Source organism: Candidatus Collinsella stercoripullorum, from assembly GCF_027669965.1.
Classification (GTDB): domain Bacteria; phylum Actinomycetota; class Coriobacteriia; order Coriobacteriales; family Coriobacteriaceae; genus Collinsella; species Collinsella stercoripullorum.
This window is the reverse complement of the sequence record NZ_JAQECM010000010.1, coordinates 1-16690: the sequence shown is the minus strand read 5'-3', so window position 1 is coordinate 16690 and position 16690 is coordinate 1. Positions and strand designations below refer to the sequence as shown.

Annotated in this window: 17 protein-coding genes; 14 read left to right on the top strand and 3 right to left on the bottom strand. The window is 70.9% G+C overall.

Annotation, left to right across the window (positions count from 1 at the left end):
- Positions 1-30 precede the first annotated feature (30 nt).
- Both PHA29_RS03960 and PHA29_RS03955 read right to left on the bottom strand, forming a co-directional pair.
- A complete protein-coding gene (locus tag PHA29_RS03960; protein WP_270848212.1) occupies positions 31-777 on the bottom strand; it encodes an acyl-[acyl-carrier-protein] thioesterase in 747 nt (248 codons plus the stop codon).
- Between the two features lie 209 nt (positions 778-986).
- Positions 987-1472, bottom strand: a complete 486-nt coding sequence (locus PHA29_RS03955; RefSeq protein ID WP_270848211.1) for a prolyl-tRNA synthetase associated domain-containing protein — start codon at positions 1470-1472, stop codon at positions 987-989.
- Positions 1473-1714: 242 nt separating this feature from the next.
- On the opposite strand from PHA29_RS03955, the gene PHA29_RS03950 reads away from it, so the two are divergent.
- Together PHA29_RS03950 and PHA29_RS03945 are read left to right on the top strand one after the other, a co-directional pair.
- On the top strand, positions 1715-3259 hold the full coding sequence (locus tag PHA29_RS03950; RefSeq protein WP_270848210.1) for a S10 family peptidase: 1545 nt from the start codon (positions 1715-1717) through the stop codon (positions 3257-3259).
- A 176-nt stretch (positions 3260-3435) separates the two neighbouring features.
- Positions 3436-5043, top strand: coding sequence for a peptide chain release factor 3 (locus PHA29_RS03945; protein ID WP_270848209.1), 1608 nt, complete (start codon positions 3436-3438; stop codon positions 5041-5043).
- A 139-nt stretch (positions 5044-5182) separates the two neighbouring features.
- Here PHA29_RS03945 and PHA29_RS03940 read toward each other — a convergent pair whose 3' ends face one another.
- Positions 5183-5671 (bottom strand): SixA phosphatase family protein, encoded by a 489-nt coding sequence (locus PHA29_RS03940; RefSeq protein ID WP_270848207.1) that lies wholly within the window; start codon positions 5669-5671, stop codon positions 5183-5185.
- Positions 5672-5882: 211 nt separating this feature from the next.
- On the opposite strand from PHA29_RS03940, the gene PHA29_RS03935 reads away from it, so the two are divergent.
- From PHA29_RS03935 to PHA29_RS03880, 12 genes are all read left to right on the top strand, one after another.
- Positions 5883-6236: an Asp23/Gls24 family envelope stress response protein gene (locus PHA29_RS03935; protein ID WP_270403696.1), complete on the top strand. Its 354-nt coding sequence runs from the start codon at positions 5883-5885 to the stop codon at positions 6234-6236.
- Positions 6237-6267: 31 nt separating this feature from the next.
- Positions 6268-7932 carry a DAK2 domain-containing protein gene (locus tag PHA29_RS03930; RefSeq protein WP_270403697.1) on the top strand — a complete coding sequence of 555 codons (1665 nt, stop codon included), beginning with the start codon at positions 6268-6270 and terminating at the stop codon, positions 7930-7932.
- Positions 7933-7940: 8 nt separating this feature from the next.
- Positions 7941-10118 carry an ATP-dependent DNA helicase RecG gene (gene recG / locus PHA29_RS03925; RefSeq protein WP_270848204.1) on the top strand — a complete coding sequence of 726 codons (2178 nt, stop codon included), beginning with the start codon at positions 7941-7943 and terminating at the stop codon, positions 10116-10118.
- Complete coding sequence (locus tag PHA29_RS03920; protein ID WP_270848202.1) at positions 10115-10687, top strand: RsmD family RNA methyltransferase; 573 nt, start codon at positions 10115-10117, stop codon at positions 10685-10687. The genes recG and PHA29_RS03920 overlap by 4 nt, the downstream gene beginning before the upstream one ends.
- A gap of 99 nt (positions 10688-10786) precedes the next feature.
- Complete coding sequence (coaD, locus tag PHA29_RS03915; RefSeq protein ID WP_270403701.1) at positions 10787-11284, top strand: pantetheine-phosphate adenylyltransferase; 498 nt, start codon at positions 10787-10789, stop codon at positions 11282-11284.
- A gap of 87 nt (positions 11285-11371) precedes the next feature.
- Complete coding sequence (locus PHA29_RS03910) at positions 11372-11866, top strand: ATP synthase subunit B family protein (protein WP_270403702.1); 495 nt, start codon at positions 11372-11374, stop codon at positions 11864-11866.
- Entirely contained in the window at positions 11866-12420 is a 555-nt protein-coding gene (locus PHA29_RS03905; protein WP_270403704.1) for a YceD family protein, read from the top strand. The genes PHA29_RS03910 and PHA29_RS03905 overlap by 1 nt, the downstream gene beginning before the upstream one ends.
- 153 nt (positions 12421-12573) lie before the next feature.
- Positions 12574-12753 (top strand): 50S ribosomal protein L32, encoded by a 180-nt coding sequence (gene rpmF / locus PHA29_RS03900; protein ID WP_204560275.1) that lies wholly within the window; start codon positions 12574-12576, stop codon positions 12751-12753.
- A gap of 111 nt (positions 12754-12864) precedes the next feature.
- Positions 12865-13887 (top strand): phosphate acyltransferase PlsX, encoded by a 1023-nt coding sequence (gene plsX, locus PHA29_RS03895; RefSeq protein ID WP_270848201.1) that lies wholly within the window; start codon positions 12865-12867, stop codon positions 13885-13887.
- Positions 13888-14022: 135 nt separating this feature from the next.
- The gene (locus PHA29_RS03890) at positions 14023-14265 is read left to right on the top strand and encodes an acyl carrier protein (RefSeq protein ID WP_270403707.1); all 243 of its coding nucleotides are present in this window, start codon (positions 14023-14025) and stop codon (positions 14263-14265) included.
- A gap of 3 nt (positions 14266-14268) precedes the next feature.
- Complete coding sequence (gene rnc / locus PHA29_RS03885; protein ID WP_270403709.1) at positions 14269-14994, top strand: ribonuclease III; 726 nt, start codon at positions 14269-14271, stop codon at positions 14992-14994.
- An 11-nt stretch (positions 14995-15005) separates the two neighbouring features.
- A partial coding sequence (locus PHA29_RS03880) for a chromosome segregation SMC family protein (RefSeq protein ID WP_270848200.1) occupies positions 15006-16690 on the top strand: 1685 nt, incomplete at its 3' end.

The following is a 16690-nucleotide window of genomic DNA, read 5'->3' as shown; positions in this document are numbered from 1 at the left end:
CTCCATCCGCCCGCCATGCGGCGGGTCCTCCTACAGGGTCAGCTCCACCACGGCGAAGGGCGAGCCCGCGGCATCTTCCAGGGACGCGGCGATGACGCCGCCGTCGCGGGCGACGCGCGGGTGCACGGTGTCCCCGAGGACCGCGGCGCGGTGGTAATCCACGCGCGCGCGGCGCGGGGCGACCTCGTAGGGCAGGGCCTCCAGCGCGATCTGGATGTAGCGGCAGTTGTTGACGTGCTCGTTGGTGTCGATGAGCCCGCGCCGCACGGGGACGGGGTCGCAGGGCTCGAGCCCATCGGGCAGCTTCACGCGACGGGGCTCCTCGGGCATCTCCAGGGGATCGTGCACCCCGTATGGTTCGACGTGCTCGGGTCCCGGCCGCGTCGGCCTCCCGGTCTCGAGGTCGATGAACGCCCATGACGAGTCGGCGCGGGCGATCATGGTGCCCGACTCGTCGCGCAGGTAGAAGTTGCGCTTCGCGGTGAACCCGCGGAACCGGGCGGCGCGCGTACCCACCGTGATCGATTCGCACAGCGAGGGGTAGCGGTCTATGACGATGTGCCAGTGGGTGAGGACCCAGGCGCGCTGCTCATGCCGGAGCCAGGCCATGCCCACCCCGAGCGCCTCCGACTGGAAGGTGCTGCAGTCCTGGAACGCGTCGACGAGCGCGGGCAGGGTCATGAGGCCCCGGTGCCCGCATTCGCTGTAGCGCACGTAGGTCGGGTATTCGAAGACCGTGAGGTCCCCGGAAAGGTCGATGGGCGGATTCGTCGCCATGGCGGCTCCTCGGGTGCTTCCGTTCGTTTCCGCATCACAGTCTAGCACCGGCCGCCTTCTCGGGGCGGGCGGCTGATTCTCTGAGGCCCCACGGCGGGTCGCGATGCCGTGGATCCGGTTGCCGGGAGGGGGTGTCTAACGGCGCGAGGCGGCTGCCGTGGGAGGCGCTCGGCAACGAGAGGTGAAGGGCTGCCGAGCGGGGAGGGCGGTCAGAGGTCGATAACGCGCACCGACCTGCCGCGTCCTTGCAGCAGGCGGATGAGGTCCCGCGTGCCCACGAGCACGGTCGCCGTGTTGTCGCAGGGATGGACGGCGACCCGCCCCCGTTCCACGAGCGCTCGGTCGAACACGACCTCCACGTCGCGCGCCCCGTCGTGGAGCGCCCCCAGCGGGGTGACCGATCCGGGGGAGAGGGCGAGCCTGTCCGCGAGGTCCGCAGGCGAGGCGAACGAGAGCCTGCGGGAGCCGATGCGCCCCTGCAGCTCCTTGAGTGGCACCCGCTTGTCGTCGGGCATGGTCACGAGATAGTAGCGGCGCTTCCGGTCGTCGCGCACGAACAGGTTCTTGGCGCCGAAGGCGGCGAACGGGATCCCCGCCCCGTGCGCCTGCTCGACGGTGGACACCGCCTCGTGCTCGGCGAGCTCGTAGCGTACGCCCGCCGCATCGAGCGCCGCCAGCGCCTCCCGTCTGTCCATCCCCGTCCCTCCTTCCGTCCCCGCATGCGGCTTCGGGCGCCCGTGCGGATGCTTGCGTCGCGCCTCGTCCCGCATTCTCGCTTGTAGCCCGAGTTTGTGGCCTCGGGCGCATGGCACGGGGTCCCTCGTCATGATGCGGCGCCGCGCGCGGGGCGGGCAGTGCTATCGTCATGACACGAGGGTACCATCCCGGCGCCGCGGCGCCGGGATCCGGGCGGAGACGGGACAGAAGGAGGCACGCGATGGCGGACGAAGAGGTCGGACGGCGGCAGGGCGAGGGCGACGGGGGCTCCCCTCGGCAGTTCTACATCGCGGGGGCGAGCCGGTTCCCGCCCGTCCCGCAGAGCGCCTCCGCGGACCTCGTCTGGGAGTCCGGAGGGGAGCGCATCGCCTACCGGGCGACTGCCGGGCACATCGACGTGCGCTCCGACGGCGGGTCCCTCATGGGCAGGATGTTCCATCTCTCCTATGTCGCCGCGGGGGCGGGCGATGCGCTCGCGCGGCCCGTCACCTTCTGCTACAACGGCGGGCCGGGCAGCGCGTCGGTCCCCATCAACGTCGGCGGCATCGGCCCGCGCCGCGTCGCCACCGCCGGCATCTCCCATCTGGCGCAGCCGGCGGTCATGGAGGACAACCCGGCGACCCTGCTGCGCGCGAGCGACCTGGTCTTCCTCGATGCCTTGGGAACCGGGTACTCGGAGCTCGCGGAGGGCTTCGATCCCACGCAGGCCTGGGGCGTCGAGGGCGACGCCGACTCCTTCGCGCGCGCCATCGAGGCGTGGCTCACCGAGAACGGGCGGTGGGGGAGCCCCGTCTACCTGTTCGGCGAGTCCTACGGCACCGTTCGCAACGCCGTGCTCATGCGCCTGCTCGCCGAGCGCTTCATCCCGGTGACCGGCGCGGTGATGATGTCCTCGGTGTTCGACTGGGTCACGAAGATGCCCGGATCCGACCTCTCCTACCTGGGCCTGCTCCCCACCTACGCGGCGACGGCGCGATACTTCGGCCGCGCGGGGCGGGGAAGCGACGAGGAGGCGTGGTTCGACGACGCCATGGCCTTCGCGGAGCGCGCCTACGCCCCGGCCCTGCTCGCGGGCGACCGCCTGCCCGCCGCCGAGCGCGCCTCCATGGCGCGCCGTCTGTCCGAGCTCATCGGCCTTTCCCCGGAGCTCATCGAGCGGTGCCGCCTCCGTGTCGACCTCGACACGTTCAGGCGCTCCCTGCTCGCCGACGAGGGCCGCGTCCTCGGGCGCTTCGACACCCGCTTCACCTCGTACGCCCCGCTGGCGCTGCAGGGCACCGAGGTCCCCTTCGCCGGCTCCGATGCATCCTCCGACGCGGTCGAGCCGGCGTGGAACGCGGCGTTCCGCCGCCATCTCGCCGAGATCGGTTACCGGGGAGCCCCGCGCTACCCGCTCAGCAGCTTCGCGACGATCGGGGTCGGCTGGGACCGCTCGCACATCGTCCCCGGCGCCGGCGGCATGCGGGCCGACGCCCCCAACGTCGCCTACGACCTCGCGGAGGCCCTCAGGCGCAACCCGACCGCGCGCGTGGCGGTCCTGGGAGGTCGCTACGACGCCGCGACCCCGTTCTGGAACGCCGTGCACGATGTCTCGCGCCTGTTCCTGCCCGACGCGCTCAGGGAGCGGGTGACCTTCAGGCTCTACAGCTGCGGGCACATGGCGTATGTCGACGAGCCCACGCTGGAGCTGCTCGGGCGCGACCTCGCCGCGTTCTACGGCCGCGCAGAGGCCGCCGGGCGCCCCGCTGCGACGGCGCGGGGGTGACACGGGCCGCCCTCCCTGTCGCCATGACACGGGGGCGGCCCCATCCGCCGCCGCGGCGGTCGGTGCGGAAAGCGGGTAATCGGTGATTGTGCGCGGGGCGCCCCCTGAAGGCGCCCGCCAACGGCTACAATACCGAGGTTTGCACACCTGATACCGCCGCCATCGAGGGGGAGCCCATGCCCAGCATCGCCGACCAGATCGCGTCCCGACGGACGTTCGCCATCATCTCGCACCCGGACGCCGGCAAGACGACCCTCACCGAGAAGCTGCTGCTCTACACCGGCCAGCTCCAGTCGGCGGGCTCGGTCAAGGGCAAGAGCAGCTCCAAGCACGCCGTCTCCGACTGGATGGACATCGAGAAGCAGCGCGGCATCTCCGTCACCTCCTCGGTGCTCCAGTTCACCTACGGCGGCTGCTGCGTCAACATCCTCGACACCCCCGGCCACCAGGACTTCTCGGAGGACACCTACCGCACCCTCATGGCCGCCGACGCCGCGGTCATGGTCATCGACGGCGCCAAGGGCGTCGAGGCCCAGACCGTGAAGCTGTTCCGCGTCTGCGCCCTGCGCGGTATCCCCATCTTCACCTTCGTGAACAAGCTCGACCGCGAGATCCGCGACCCCTTCGAGCTCATGGAGGAGATCGAGAACGTGCTCGGGATCGGGACCTGCCCCATGAACTGGCCCATCGGCAGCGGCAGGAACTTCCGCGGCGTCTTCGACCGCGCGAGCCGGCATGTGATCGCCTTCGAGGGCGACGGGCGCGCGAACGCGTCCAAGAAGGTCGACGAGATCGAGGCCGCGCTCGGCGACCCCGCGCTCGACGAGCTGATCGGCACCGAGAACCACCGCTCGCTCATGGACGACATCGAGCTGCTCGACGGCGCGGCCGACGAGTTCGACCTCGACACGGTGCGCGCCGGCAAGCTCTCGCCGGTGTTCTTCGGCTCCGCGCTCACCAACTTCGGCGTCGAGCCGTTCCTCAAGGACTTCCTGCGCTACGCCCCCGCGCCGGGCCCGCACACCGATGCGGACTCGGGGGAGGAGGTCGACCCGCTCACCGACGGCTTCAGCGGGTTCGTCTTCAAGATCCAGGCGAACATGGACCGCAACCACCGCGACCGCATCGCCTTCGTGCGCATCTGCTCCGGCAGGTTCGAGCGCGGCATGGACGCCTGGCACGTCCAAGGGGGCAGGAAGATCAAGCTCGCGACGGGCACCGCCATGATGGCCGACGACCGCGCGACCGTCGACGAGGCGTACGCGGGCGATATCGTGGGCCTGTTCGACCCCGGCATCTTCTCCATCGGCGACACCGTCTGCGCGGGGCGCCGGGTGCGCTACGCCGGCATCCCCACCTTCGCGCCCGAGCACTTCGCGCGCGTCAGCCAGGTGGACACCATGAAGCGCAAGCAGTTCGTGAAGGGCATGGAGGAGCTCGCCCAGGAGGGCGCGATCCAGATCTTCCGCGAGCTCGGCGCCGGCATGGAGAGCGTCATCGTCGGCGTGGTGGGCACCCTGCAGTTCGACGTCCTGGAGCAGCGCCTGAAGTCGGAGTACCGCGTCGAGGTGCGCCGCCAGCCGCTGGGCTACACCGACATCCGCTGGATCGCGGACGCCGAGTCGGTGGACGTGGCCGCCCTCGACCTCACCCGCGACACCCTGCGCGTCGAGGACATGCGGGGCGGGAAGCTCCTGCTGTTCACGAGCCCCTGGAACGTCGACTGGGCGCTCGAGCACAATGCGGGGCTGACCCTGTCCGAGTTCGGCAACGTGAGCTTCTAGGGTCGCGGATCCCCGCGGGGCCCGGGACGGGGGCGCGTGCCCCGCCGCAGGCTCCTCGGAGCGAGCGGCGGCATGACGCGGCCCCGTCCGGTCCGCGCCGCCGCGCACCGGACGGGGCCGCGCCCATGGGGCGTCCCGGTTAGTCCTCCACCTCGGGGCCCTGGACGAACCATTCGAGCGTGCCGGAGCGGCCGTCCGCGTCCAGGCCGACGGTCGCCATGCCGCCCGGCTTGAGCGCGAGCTTCACGCCGGTCAGGCGCTCGACCATGCGCTCCATGAACGGGATGTGGCCCACCGCGATGAGGCAGTCCGCGTCCGTCTGGGCGGGCTGGTCGGCGAAGGCGGCCTCGTCCTGCTCCCATAGGCTGTCGACCGGGACCGTCGTGAGCCAGCCGCCGAGCGCGCGGTCGACCTCCTCGGCGGTCTGCATCGCGCGGACCGCGGGGCTCGACCACAGCGTCGCGTGGGACGAGCTGTGCGCGTCCAGAAGGTAGAACGAGCGCATGAAGCCGTCGACCGAGGAGAGCGCCGCCCGCCCCGGCCCGGTGAGCCCGCGGTCGAAGTCCGACTGGCCGGGGCCGATCGGTTCCGCCTTCCCGTGCCTGATGAGGATGAGCTTCTTGATCATGCGCGCCGCCTCTCGTCTCGGTGCCTCCGCTCCCTCGATTCTATCCAAACCCGGCGCCGCGCGCCCCCGCGAATCCCGTGCCGCCCGCGGACGGCGGCCGACCGTACATGTGGAACATCAGATATCCGCATCGGGGGTCGGGTAACGTTGTAGAATACGGAAATGACTGCTCCCACGGTGGGTGCCCCGTGCATCCGGGAAGGAGATAACCGTGACCGATACCATCCCCGGCAGCCTGAGCGTCTCCAACGACGTCATCGCCGATATCGCCGGCTACGCCGCGCTGTCCTGCTACGGTGTGGTGGGCATGGCCGAGCAGCAGCAGGGGGTCGAGTCCGTCCGCCTGCTCGCCGGCCAGCGCCTGCGCAAGGGCGTCCTCGTGTCCTCGACCGAGGAGGGCCTCTCCATCGACCTCCACATCGTGATCGAGAGCGGCGTCAACATGAAGTCCGTCTGCGAGAACCTGGCCAGCTCGGTGTCGTTCACCTTGGCCGAGATCGCCCAGATCGACCCCGCGGCCCTGAAGATCGCCATCCACATCGACGCGCTGAAGTCGCGCGGCTAGGCATCCATCGATACAACGGAGATACACCAACATGATCGCGAAAACCATCCGCACGTGCTTCCCGGTCGCGGCGAAGGCGGTCGCCGACAAGGCGGAGGACATCAACAAGCTGAACGTCTTCCCGGTCCCCGACGGCGACACGGGCACCAACATGTCCCTGACGCTGGGCTCGGTGGTCAAGGAGCTCTCCGCGCTCCCCGCCGACGCCGACATGGAGGCCGTCGCCGGCGCCATCACCCACGGCTCGCTCATGGGCGCGCGCGGCAACTCCGGCGTCATCACCTCGCAGATCCTGCGCGGGGTGGCCGAGGGGCTCGTCGGCGCGGGCAGCCCGACGTCGAGCGCCGACATCGCGCAGGCCCTGCGCCGCGCGGTGAAGGTCGCCTTCCAGGCGGTGCGCAAGCCCGTCGAGGGCACGATCCTCACCGTGCTGCGCGACATCTCGACCAAGGCGGACGAGTGCGAGAAGAAGCGCCTCACGGTGGAGGAGACGCTCGACGCGATCGTGGTGGAGGCGTACCAGTCGGTCGCCCGCACCCCCGACCTGCTCCCCGTCCTGAAGGAGAACGGCGTCGTCGACTCCGGCGCCTTCGGCTTCGCCATCTTCCTCGAGAACTTCGTCGCGGCGGCCCTGGGCCGCACCGCCCAGGTCGAGGACTTCGCCACCACCTTCGACGCCGGCTCGGCGCGCGACTCGGCCCTGGACCGCGTGAAGATCGAGGCGAACGACGACTGGGAGGGCTCGGAGTACCGCTACTGCAACGAGTTCCTGTTCCGCGCGGAGCGCCCCTTCGACGAGGAGGAGTGCCTGGAGTTCCTGGCGTCCATGGGCGACTGCGAGCTCCTCGTCGGCGCCTACCCCGACTACAAGGTCCACGTGCACTCCAACACGCCCAACCTGGTGCTCGAGCACATGCTGCGCTTCGGCCAGGTCTACGAGGTCTTCATCCACAACATGGATATGGAGTCCCACGAGCGCACCGCCAAGATCCATGCCGACGAGCAGGCCGCCGCTCCCGCCGAGCCCGCCAAGCCCATCGGCTTCGTCGCCGTCGCGGCCGGTTCGGGCCAGGCGGAGATCCTCACCTCCATGGGCGTCGACGTCATCGTGTCCGGCGGCCAGACCATGAACCCGAGCACCGCCGACCTGCTCGACGCCGTCGACCGCGTGAACGCGGAGGCCGTCATCATCCTGCCGGACAACGGCAACATCCGCATGGCCGCCGAGGCCGCCGCGAGCGCCTGCGCGGACAAGCGCGTGTTCGTGGTTCCCACCAAGACCGTGCCGCAGGCCTTCTCCGCCCTGTTCGCCGTCATGCCCGACGCCCCGGTCGAGGAGGTCGTCGAGGCCATGGCCGAGGCCGCGTCCGAGGTGCGCGACGGCGAGGTCACGACCGCCGTGCGCGACTCCCAGGCGGCCGACGGCTCGCCCATCCGCTCCGGCGACGTCATGGGCATCGTCTCGGGCTCCATCGACGTGGTCGGCTCCGACGTCAAGGACGTCACGCTCGAGTGCGTGCGCCGCATGCAGGCCGAGGAGGAGGGCGACACGCTCACCATCCTCGCCGGCTCGGACCTGTCCGACGAGGCGTTCGAGGAGATCGTCGCTGCCATCGAGGAGGACCAGCCCGACCTCGAGATCGACCCGCATCGCGGCGAGCAGCCCCTCTATCCGGTCATCTTCTCCATCGAGTAGGTTCCCGTATGGCGCACCGCATCGCCGCACCCCGCGTGTCGGCGCGTCTGTCCCGTGCGGCCGTCCTCAGCCAGGACGCCGCGCGCCTGAAATACGTGTCGGGTGCGCGCGAGGAGGCCCTGCACCGGCTCGGCATCGAGACGGTGGGGGACCTCCTTCTCCATATCCCGCGCAGCTACCTTGACTTCTCGCACGCCTCGAGCATCGAGGCGGCGCGCATCGGGGAGGTCGCCACGGTGGTCGCGACCGTCGACCGCGTGAGCGAGAAGCACCCCCGCCCGCGCCTCTCCGTGACCGAGGTCTACCTCGTCGACGAGACGGGCGTCATGCAGGCCGCCTTCTTCAAGCAGCCCTGGATCGCCCGGGACCTCCATCCCGGCGACCGCATCGCCGTCATGGGCAAGGTCGAGTTCGCCTACGGGTTCAAGCAGATGAGCGGCCCCCAGTACGAGCGGCTCGACGCGGGCGCGTCCACCGGGACCATCCTGCCGGTCCATCCGGTGACCGAGGGCGTCAGCCGCGCCTGGATGCGCAGGATCGTCTCGGGGGCCCTCGAGGCCGCCTCGACCTTCCCCGACCCGGTCCCGGCGCGCCTGCGCGCCGAGCGCGGGCTCATGAGCCTGTCGCGGGCGCTGCGCGCGATCCACTTCCCCTCGTCGATGGGGGAGCGCGACCTCGCGCGCCGCCGCCTCTCCTACGACGAGGTGCTGCTGCTCCAGCTCGCCCTCCGCCTGCGCGACGACGCGACCCTCTCGGGCGTCGAGCCGATCGGCCACACCCCGGGGGCCCGGGTCGAGCGGCTCGGCGGGGCGCTGCCGTTCGAGCTCACCGACGAGCAGCGGACGGCGGTCGATGAGATCCTGGCCGACATGTCCGATCCCGGGCGCGTCATGAACCGCCTGCTTCTGGGCGATGTCGGGACCGGCAAGACCGCCGTGGCCCTCTTCGCGCTCGCCGCCGCGGCCGACTCAGGGCGCCAGGCGTGCGTCATGGCTCCGACCGGCGTGCTCGCGGGCCAGTACGCGACCTCCTGTATGCCCCTGCTCGAGCGCGCGCAGGTGAGCTCGGCCCTGCTCACGGGCGCGACCCCCGCCCCGGAGCGCGCGGACATCCTCGCGCGCCTCGCGGCGGGCGAGCTGGACGTGCTTTTCGGCACGCATGCGGTCCTCTCGGACGACGTCGTGTTCCGCAGCCTCTCGCTGGCCGTCATCGACGAGCAGCATCGCTTCGGCGTCGGCCAGCGCAGCGCCCTGAGGGCCAAGGGACCCGGTGCCGACCTGCTCGTCATGAGCGCGACCCCCATCCCGCGCACGCTCGCGCTGTCGGTGTACGGGGATCTGGACACGAGCATCATCAGGCACCGCCCCCACCCGGGCGCGGGCGTCGAGACGCGCGTCCTCGACGACGCGAGCCGCGACATCGCCTACGGCGCGATCCGGGAGGCGCTCGAGGCCGGGCAGCAGGCCTATGTCATCTGCCCCCTCGTCGCGGAGCGCGACGATGCCGACGAGCTCGAGGACGTCCCGGGCATCGAGCGCGACGAGGAGGGCCGCGCCGTCCAGCGCGCCCCGCTCCATGCGGCCGAGACCGAGGCCGAGCGCCTGCGCCGCGTGTTCGCGGGCTACGAGGTCGGCCTGCTCCACGGGCGCATGCCGGCGCGGGAGAAGGAGGAGACCATCGAGCGGTTCCGCGACGGCGCCGTGCAGGTGCTCGTCTCTACCACGGTGGTCGAGGTCGGGGTCGACGTGCCCAACGCCACGGTCATGCTCATCGAGAACGGCGAGCGCTTCGGCCTGGCGACCCTGCACCAGCTGCGGGGGCGCGTGGGCCGCGGCGAGCTCGCGGGCCGCTGTTTCGTGGTGGCGGAGGGGGCGCGCGGACGGCGCGGTTCGCCCGCGCTGGACCGTCTGCGCGCGCTGGAGCGGACCGCGGACGGCTTCGAGCTGGCGAGGATGGACCTGAGGCTGCGCCATGAGGGCGAGATCCTGGGGTACCGCCAGCACGGGGGCGTCACGCTGCGCTTCGTCGACCTCGATGCGGACGCCGACCTCATCGAGGCCGCGCATGCCGACGCCGTCGAGCTTCTGCGCTACGCGCGCACCCTTTCGAGCACGGCCACCGCACCGCTGCGGTGCGCCGTCGCGGACCGGTACGGAGATGTGTTCAAGGAGGTCAGCGGAGGATGAGGATCGTCGCGGGGGAGTGGCGCGGAAGAAGGATCGAGGAGCCGCGGGGGCGCGAGGTGACGAGGCCGACCACCGACCGCGTCCGCGAGGCGTGCGCCTCCATGGTCGAGGCGGCGCTCCCGACGGGGATCGAGGGCGCGCGCGTGCTCGACGCGTTCGCGGGGTCCGGCGCCCTGGGGCTGGAGATGCTCTCGCGCGGCGCCGCCTTCGCCGCGTTCTTCGACATCGACCGCCAGGCGGCGGCGCTGGTGGGCCGCAACCTCGCCGGGGTGCGGTGCGCGCGCGAGCGCTACCGGGTCACCTGCGGGGACGTGCTCGCCTACGCGGAGCGCGGGAGGATCGCCGGCGGCCCCTTCGACCTCGTGGCCATCGACGCCCCCTACGCCCTGGGCGCCGAGCCCGCCGAGCGGCTGCTTTGCGCCCTGCGCTCCGCCGGCGCGATCCTCCCCGGCGCGCTCGCCCTCGTGGAGCACGCCGCCGGCGACGCCGGGGCGCGCCCCGACGGCTTCGAGGTCCTCCGCGAGAAGCGCTACGGCATCACCGCGGTGGACCTGCTGCGCCTGACCTGAGCGCGCCGGCCGCGCCATGGTACGGCGACCCTTGCCCCGCCCGCCGCGCTGCGCCACAATGATGCGGTCGCAACGGGGCTGCAAAAGGAGGATCCGACCATGATCTGCACCATCGAGCACGCGCTCGTGCCCGGCACCTTCGACCCGATCACCTACGGGCACATCGACGTGGTGCGCAGGGCGCGCCGCCTGTTCCCGCGCGTGACGGTCGCCGTCGCCGAGTCCATCGGCAAGAACGGCTCCGGTCCGGTGTTCAGCCTCGATGAGCGCGTGGCGCTCGCCCGGGAGGCGCTAGCGGGAACCCCGGGCGTGGAGGTCGAGCCGTTCTGCGGCCTGCTCGTCGACTTCGCGCACCAGCTGGGGGCGGGCGCGGTCGTGAAGGGCCTGCGCGCGATGACGGACTTCGAGTACGAGCTCCAGCAGGCCGACCTCAACTACCGCCTGGACTCCGAGCTCGAATCCATCTTCGTCATGAGCGCGCCCCAGTACGGCTACATATCCTCCTCGGTGGTCCGCCAGATCTCCTCGTTCGGCGGGGACGTCTCGGCCCTCGTCCCTCCCAATGTGGTTGAGGCCCTGCGCGCCCGCTTCTCATAAGATGCACACGGCCGCGCCCGCGAAATCGGGCGCGCTCGGGCCTGTGATACTATTAGCTCTTGAACACAGCCGACGGAAGGAGACTTGATGGCTGGCGACAACTTTCCCGGCGAGAGGATCGAAAGCCTTGTCGATGAGCTGTGGGCTATCATCGAGGAAGCCAAGCCTCCCTTCGGCAAATCCCAGTTCAAGATGATCGAGACCGAGGCGGTCCTGAACATCCTCGACGAGATCCGCATGAGCTATCCCGAGGAGTGGCAGAAGTCCCGCCGCATCCTGAAGGAGCGCGACGAGCTGCTCGCGAGCGCCTCGGCCCAGGCCGACTCGATCATCGCCGACGCCCAGCAGCAGGCCCTCACCATCGCCGGCGAGCAGGAGATCGTCCGCCTCGCCCAGAGCCAGGCCGACGAGATCCGCGAGCGCGCCCAGCAGTACGAGCGCGAGACCCGCTACGCCGCCGAGGATTACGCGGAGCAGGTCTTCACGCACCTCGAGGAGAACCTCAAATCGCTGACCTCCACCGTTGCCCGCTGCCGCCAGCAGCTCAACGAGGGCGCCAACGGCCAGGGCGGTTCGTGGTGATGGACGCGCTCGACCCCATCGTCGTCGAGCTCGGGGAGCGGCTCGAGAACCCGGGCGACTCGCTGCCCGTCTCCGGACGGATAGAGATCGGCTCGTACAGCACCGGGGAGAAGGAGCTCGCCCTGCCCGACGGCGTCTCCTACGACGTGGTCCTCACCCATGCCGGCGACGGCATCCTCGCCACGGGGATCGTCCGCGCGCATGCGCAGGCGTCCTGCGACCGCTGCCTGGAGCCCGCGGACGTGGACATCGCCGGCGAGATCGAGGAGTACTTCCTGTTCCAGGAGCCCGAGGACGCGGATGCCTACGAGGACGGCTTCGAGCTCGTGGGGCCCGATCGCACGGTCGACCTCTCCGGCCCCATCTGGGACGCCATGGTGATGGACACCCCGTTCGTGATCCTGTGCCGCCCGGATTGCGCGGGGCTGTGCCCCACCTGCGGCGCGAACCTCAACGAGGGCCCCTGCGGCTGCGCCGAGCGCGCGGAGCGGGAGCGCCTGGAGGGCGACGACAACCCCTTCGCGGTCCTGCGCGGGCTCGATCTGGGCGAGTAGGGCGGAAGCGCCCCGCCCCGGGAGGGTCCGTGCGTGCATAACCTATGGTCGCGGCATGTGGAGAAGAAAAACATCTGTACAGGCCGGGATTCTATGATAGTATCGCTACTTGCGCGTAATCGTGCCAGGACATAGCAATAAAGGAAGGTCATCATGCCAGTACCTAAGCAAAAGAAGGGCCGCGGAGCCACCCACACCCGTCGTTCCGCCAACATGAAGATTGACGCCCCTTCCCGCTCCGTCTGCCCTCGCTGCGGCGCCGTCAAGCTTCCCCATCACGTCTGCCCCAACTGCGGCTATTATAAGGACCGTGAGGTCATCGTCACCGAGTAGCTCGGTGCCGTGACACCCGGTCGCGCAGTCGCCTCGGGCGGCGTGAGCGAATTGGAACCGTATGGCCGGCTCACCCGAGTCGGCCATTTGCGTATAGGAGGGGATCGTCCCATGAACAAGGTCTGCATCGCGGTCGACGTGATGGGCGGCGACGAGGAGCCGCAGGTCGTCCTCGACGGGATCGACGCCGCACTCGCCGCCGACGGGGACCTCGAGGTCCTCGCGGTCGGCCCCGCCGACCTCGTCGAGCCCTTCGCCGAGCGGCGCGAGCGCGTCCGCGCGCTCGTCGCGCCCGACGTCATCACCATGGAGGACGACCCGCTCGAGGCCGTCATGCGCAAGCGCAAGTCCTCCATCGTGCTCGCCTGCCGCGCGGTCAAGAAGGGGGAGGCGTCCGGCTTCTTCTCCGCCGGGGCCACCGGCGCCATGACCGCCGCCGCGACCGCCTACGTGACCCCCTTCAAGTACCTGAACGCCGAGGGCGAGAAGCGCCCCATCCGCCCCTGCATCGTGAGCGCCATGCCCAACCGCCGCGGCGGCCACACGGTCTTCTGCGACCTGGGGGCCAACCCCGACGTCGAGCCCGAGGACATGGTCCGCTTCGCCCAGATGGGCGCCACCTACGCGCACGTCGTCTGCGGTATCGACGCGCCGCGCGTGGGCCTGCTGTCCAACGGGTCGGAGGACACCAAGGGGTCGCATTTCACCAAGGCGTGCTTCCCGCTCATGCGCGAGCAGGTCCCCGGTTTCGCGGGCAACTGCGAGGGCGGCGACCTCACCTCCGGCGACTTCGACGTCGTGGTGTGCGACGGCTTCGCGGGCAACGTGGCGCTCAAGGCCACCGAGGGGGCCGCGAAGCTCATCCTGCACGAGCTCAAGGACACGCTGCTGTCCTCCGCCAAGGGCAAGCTCGCCGCCCTGCTCGTCAAAGACGACCTCAAGGCCATCCAGGCCAAGCTCTCCGGTGACTCCTACGGCGGCGCGGTGCTGCTCGGCCTGCGCGGCGTGGTGCTCATCGGCCACGGCGCGACGAGCGTCGACGCCGTGAAGAACGGGACGCTCGCCGCCGCCCGCGCCGTGCGCGAGGGGCTCGTGGACAAGCTCGCCGACTCCATGGAGGGCATCGTCCGCTGATCCCGCGGCGCGGCGCGCCCGCACGGCGCGCGGGGTGTCCGCTCGCGCGTGGCGCGCATGCGCGCAAGCGGGTAGAATCCCATCTGGGCCACGATACGGCCGGCGACCGCCGGCCACCGCGAAAGGAGCAAGCTCATGGAGCGCGCAGAGATCCTCGCCAAGATCGCAGACATCGCCGCCGACGTCCTCGGCGTCGACATGGACGGCATCACCGAGGCGACCACCTTCGACGACCTCGAGGCCGATTCGCTCGACCGGCTCCAGCTCGTCACCGCCATGGAGGACGAGTTCGACATCGAGTTCGCCGAGGAGAGCCTCGCGTCGATCGCATCGGTGTCCGACGCCATCGACGCGGTCGAGAAGGCGCTGGAGGGTTAGCGCGTGTCCCTGTCCGATAAGCTCGCGCGCGCCGAGCAGATCTGCGGTCACGAGTTCTCCGACCGCGTCCTGCTCCGGTCCGCGCTCACCCATCCCTCGGCCGTCGAGGGGGAGCCCGTCGACGCCTCCTACGAGCGGCTCGAGTTCCTGGGCGATTCCATCCTGGGCGCCGTGGTCGCCGACTCCCTGTACCGCAGCTACCCGACGTTCGACGAGGGCAAGCTCACGCGGCTCAAGGTCTCGCTCGTCAGCGGCATGACCCTGTCCGACGTCGGCCGGGAGCTGGGCATCGACGCCTGCATCGTCTTCGGATCGTCCGAGATGGGCACCGGTGCCCGCGGCATGCACTCCGCGCTGGAGAACGTCTACGAGGCCCTCGTGGGCGCGCTCTACCTCGACGGCGGATGGGACGTCGCCGCCGCGTTCATCGCGCGCACCCTGAAGCCGCACCTCGCCACCGAGCGCGCCGAGCACCCCACCAACCCCAAGTCGTTTCTGCAGGAGTGCGTCCAGCGCGACCGCATGGAGGCCCCCGCCTACAAGCTCGTGGACAGCTCGGGCCCCGCGCACGAGCCCACCTTCACGGCCGTCGCCATCGTCGACGGGGTGCGCCGCGGGCGCGGTACGGGCTCGTCCAAGAAGGAGGCTGAGGCCGCGGCGGCGCTCGACGCGCTCGAGCGCATGGGGTACACGCACAACGGCGTCATCCTCAAGCGCAAGCTGGGTTAGCGAGGCATCCGGTGTATCTCAAGTCGCTCACCCTGAAGGGGTTCAAATCCTTCGCCGACCGCGCGCAGATGTCCTTCGAGCCCGGGCTCACCGTCATCGTGGGGCCCAACGGCTCGGGTAAATCGAATATCTCCGACGCCATCCTGTGGGTCCTGGGGGAGCAGAGCGCCAAGCAGCTGCGCGGCCAGGCCATGGAGGACGTCATCTTCTCCGGCTCCTCCGCCCGCCAGCCGGTCGGCGTCGCCGAGGTCACGCTCGTGCTCGACAACTCGGACCATGTCCTGCCCGTGGACTTCGAGGAGGTCGCCGTCACCCGGCGCATGTACCGCTCGGGGGAGAGCGAGTACCTGATCAACTCGAGCCCCTGCCGCCTCATGGACATCCAGGACATCCTGCACGACTCCGGCCTCGGCAAGGACACGCACTCCATCATCTCCCAGGGCAAGCTCGACTCGATCCTCCAGAGCCGGCCCGAGGAGCGCCGCAGCCTCATCGAGGAGGCCGCCGGCATCTCCAAGCACAAGCGCCGCCGGGAGCGCGCGGCCCGCAAGATCGCCTCCATGGACGAGCACCTGACGCGCGCCCGCGACATCAACCGCGAGATCAGGCGGCAGCTGAAGCCCCTCGAGCGCCAGGTCGACCGCGCGCGCAAGCACCGCGAGCTCACCGCACGCGCCCGCGAGCTCACCCAGATCCTCGCCGTCGACGAGCTGCGCGGCCTCCAGGCCGCCTGGACCGACCTGGAGGGCCGGGCCAAGGAGGGCGACGCCGCCCTCGAGCTCGCCCGCTACCGGCTCGGCGAGAAGCAGCGCGAGCTCGAGAAGCTGCAGGTGATGCTCGAGGAGAAGGGGCTGTTCGTCGGCGACCTGGGCGAGCAGCGCCGCCATATGCAGGACGTCGTCGGCCGCATCGGCAGCGACATGCGCCTGCTCGAGGAGAAGGGGCGCAACATGGTCGCGCGCCTCTCCGAGATGCGCGGCACCCTCTCGGGCTCCGAGCATCAGCGCCGCCGCGCCGCCGCCGAGCTCGAGGACGTCAACCGCCAGCTCGACGAGGTGCGCGCCGCCGCCGAGGTCGCCCGCGCCGACGTGGCCGCCCTCGGCCCCGCGGCCGATGAGCTGCACGCGCGCCGCGTGGAGCTCGACGACACCATCTCCGAGCTCACGCGCGAGCGCCGGGAGGCCCAGCGCCGCGCCGACGACGCCGCGCTCGAGTACGTCAAGGCCAAGGAGGCCGTATCCAACGCCGAGGTCGAGGACTCGATGTACGCCTCGCGCCTCGAGCAGATCGAGGACCAGGCGGCCGAGGTGCGCGCCTCCCTCGAGAGCCGCCGCGGCCGCGCCGAGGAGCTCGAGGCCGAGCTCGCCGACGCGCGCGACCGCCGCGAGGAGGCCCGCGAGGCGATCGCCGCGGCGCAGTCCGCCCTCGACGACCGGCGCGCGCGGGAATCCGACGCCCGCCGCCGCCATTCGGAGGCCACCTCCGAGCTCGCCGGCCTGCGCAGGCTCGACGAGCGCATGGCCGGCGCCTCCGAGCTCGTGTCGTCGGTCGCCCGCGACCTCGCCGACGCGGTGCTCGCGCGCGCGGGCGACCTCATCGAGGCCCCGCGCGAGCTCGAGGGCCTCGTTGAGGGCCTGCTCTCGTCCGATATCGACGCCCTCGTCCTCGAGGGCCGCGACGACGTCGCCCGCGCCGG

Excerpts from the sequence above, each read along its gene's own strand:
- PHA29_RS03960 (WP_270848212.1), bottom strand. The coding sequence starts at position 777 with ATGGCGACGAATCCGCCCATCGACCTTTCCGGGGACCTCACGGTCTTC.
- PHA29_RS03890 (WP_270403707.1), top strand. The coding sequence starts at position 14,023 with ATGGAGCGCGCAGAGATCCTCGCCAAGATCGCAGACATCGCCGCCGAC.
- PHA29_RS03940 (WP_270848207.1), bottom strand. The coding sequence starts at position 5,671 with ATGATCAAGAAGCTCATCCTCATCAGGCACGGGAAGGCGGAACCGATC.
- rpmF (WP_204560275.1), top strand. The coding sequence starts at position 12,574 with ATGCCAGTACCTAAGCAAAAGAAGGGCCGCGGAGCCACCCACACCCGT.
- PHA29_RS03955 (WP_270848211.1), bottom strand. The coding sequence starts at position 1,472 with ATGGACAGACGGGAGGCGCTGGCGGCGCTCGATGCGGCGGGCGTACGC.
- plsX (WP_270848201.1), top strand. The coding sequence starts at position 12,865 with ATGAACAAGGTCTGCATCGCGGTCGACGTGATGGGCGGCGACGAGGAG.
- PHA29_RS03945 (WP_270848209.1), top strand. The coding sequence starts at position 3,436 with ATGCCCAGCATCGCCGACCAGATCGCGTCCCGACGGACGTTCGCCATC.
- PHA29_RS03920 (WP_270848202.1), top strand. The coding sequence starts at position 10,115 with ATGAGGATCGTCGCGGGGGAGTGGCGCGGAAGAAGGATCGAGGAGCCG.
- coaD (WP_270403701.1), top strand. The coding sequence starts at position 10,787 with ATGATCTGCACCATCGAGCACGCGCTCGTGCCCGGCACCTTCGACCCG.
- PHA29_RS03950 (WP_270848210.1), top strand. The coding sequence starts at position 1,715 with ATGGCGGACGAAGAGGTCGGACGGCGGCAGGGCGAGGGCGACGGGGGC.
- PHA29_RS03910 (WP_270403702.1), top strand. The coding sequence starts at position 11,372 with ATGGCTGGCGACAACTTTCCCGGCGAGAGGATCGAAAGCCTTGTCGAT.
- PHA29_RS03905 (WP_270403704.1), top strand. The coding sequence starts at position 11,866 with ATGGACGCGCTCGACCCCATCGTCGTCGAGCTCGGGGAGCGGCTCGAG.
- PHA29_RS03930 (WP_270403697.1), top strand. The coding sequence starts at position 6,268 with ATGATCGCGAAAACCATCCGCACGTGCTTCCCGGTCGCGGCGAAGGCG.
- recG (WP_270848204.1), top strand. The coding sequence starts at position 7,941 with ATGGCGCACCGCATCGCCGCACCCCGCGTGTCGGCGCGTCTGTCCCGT.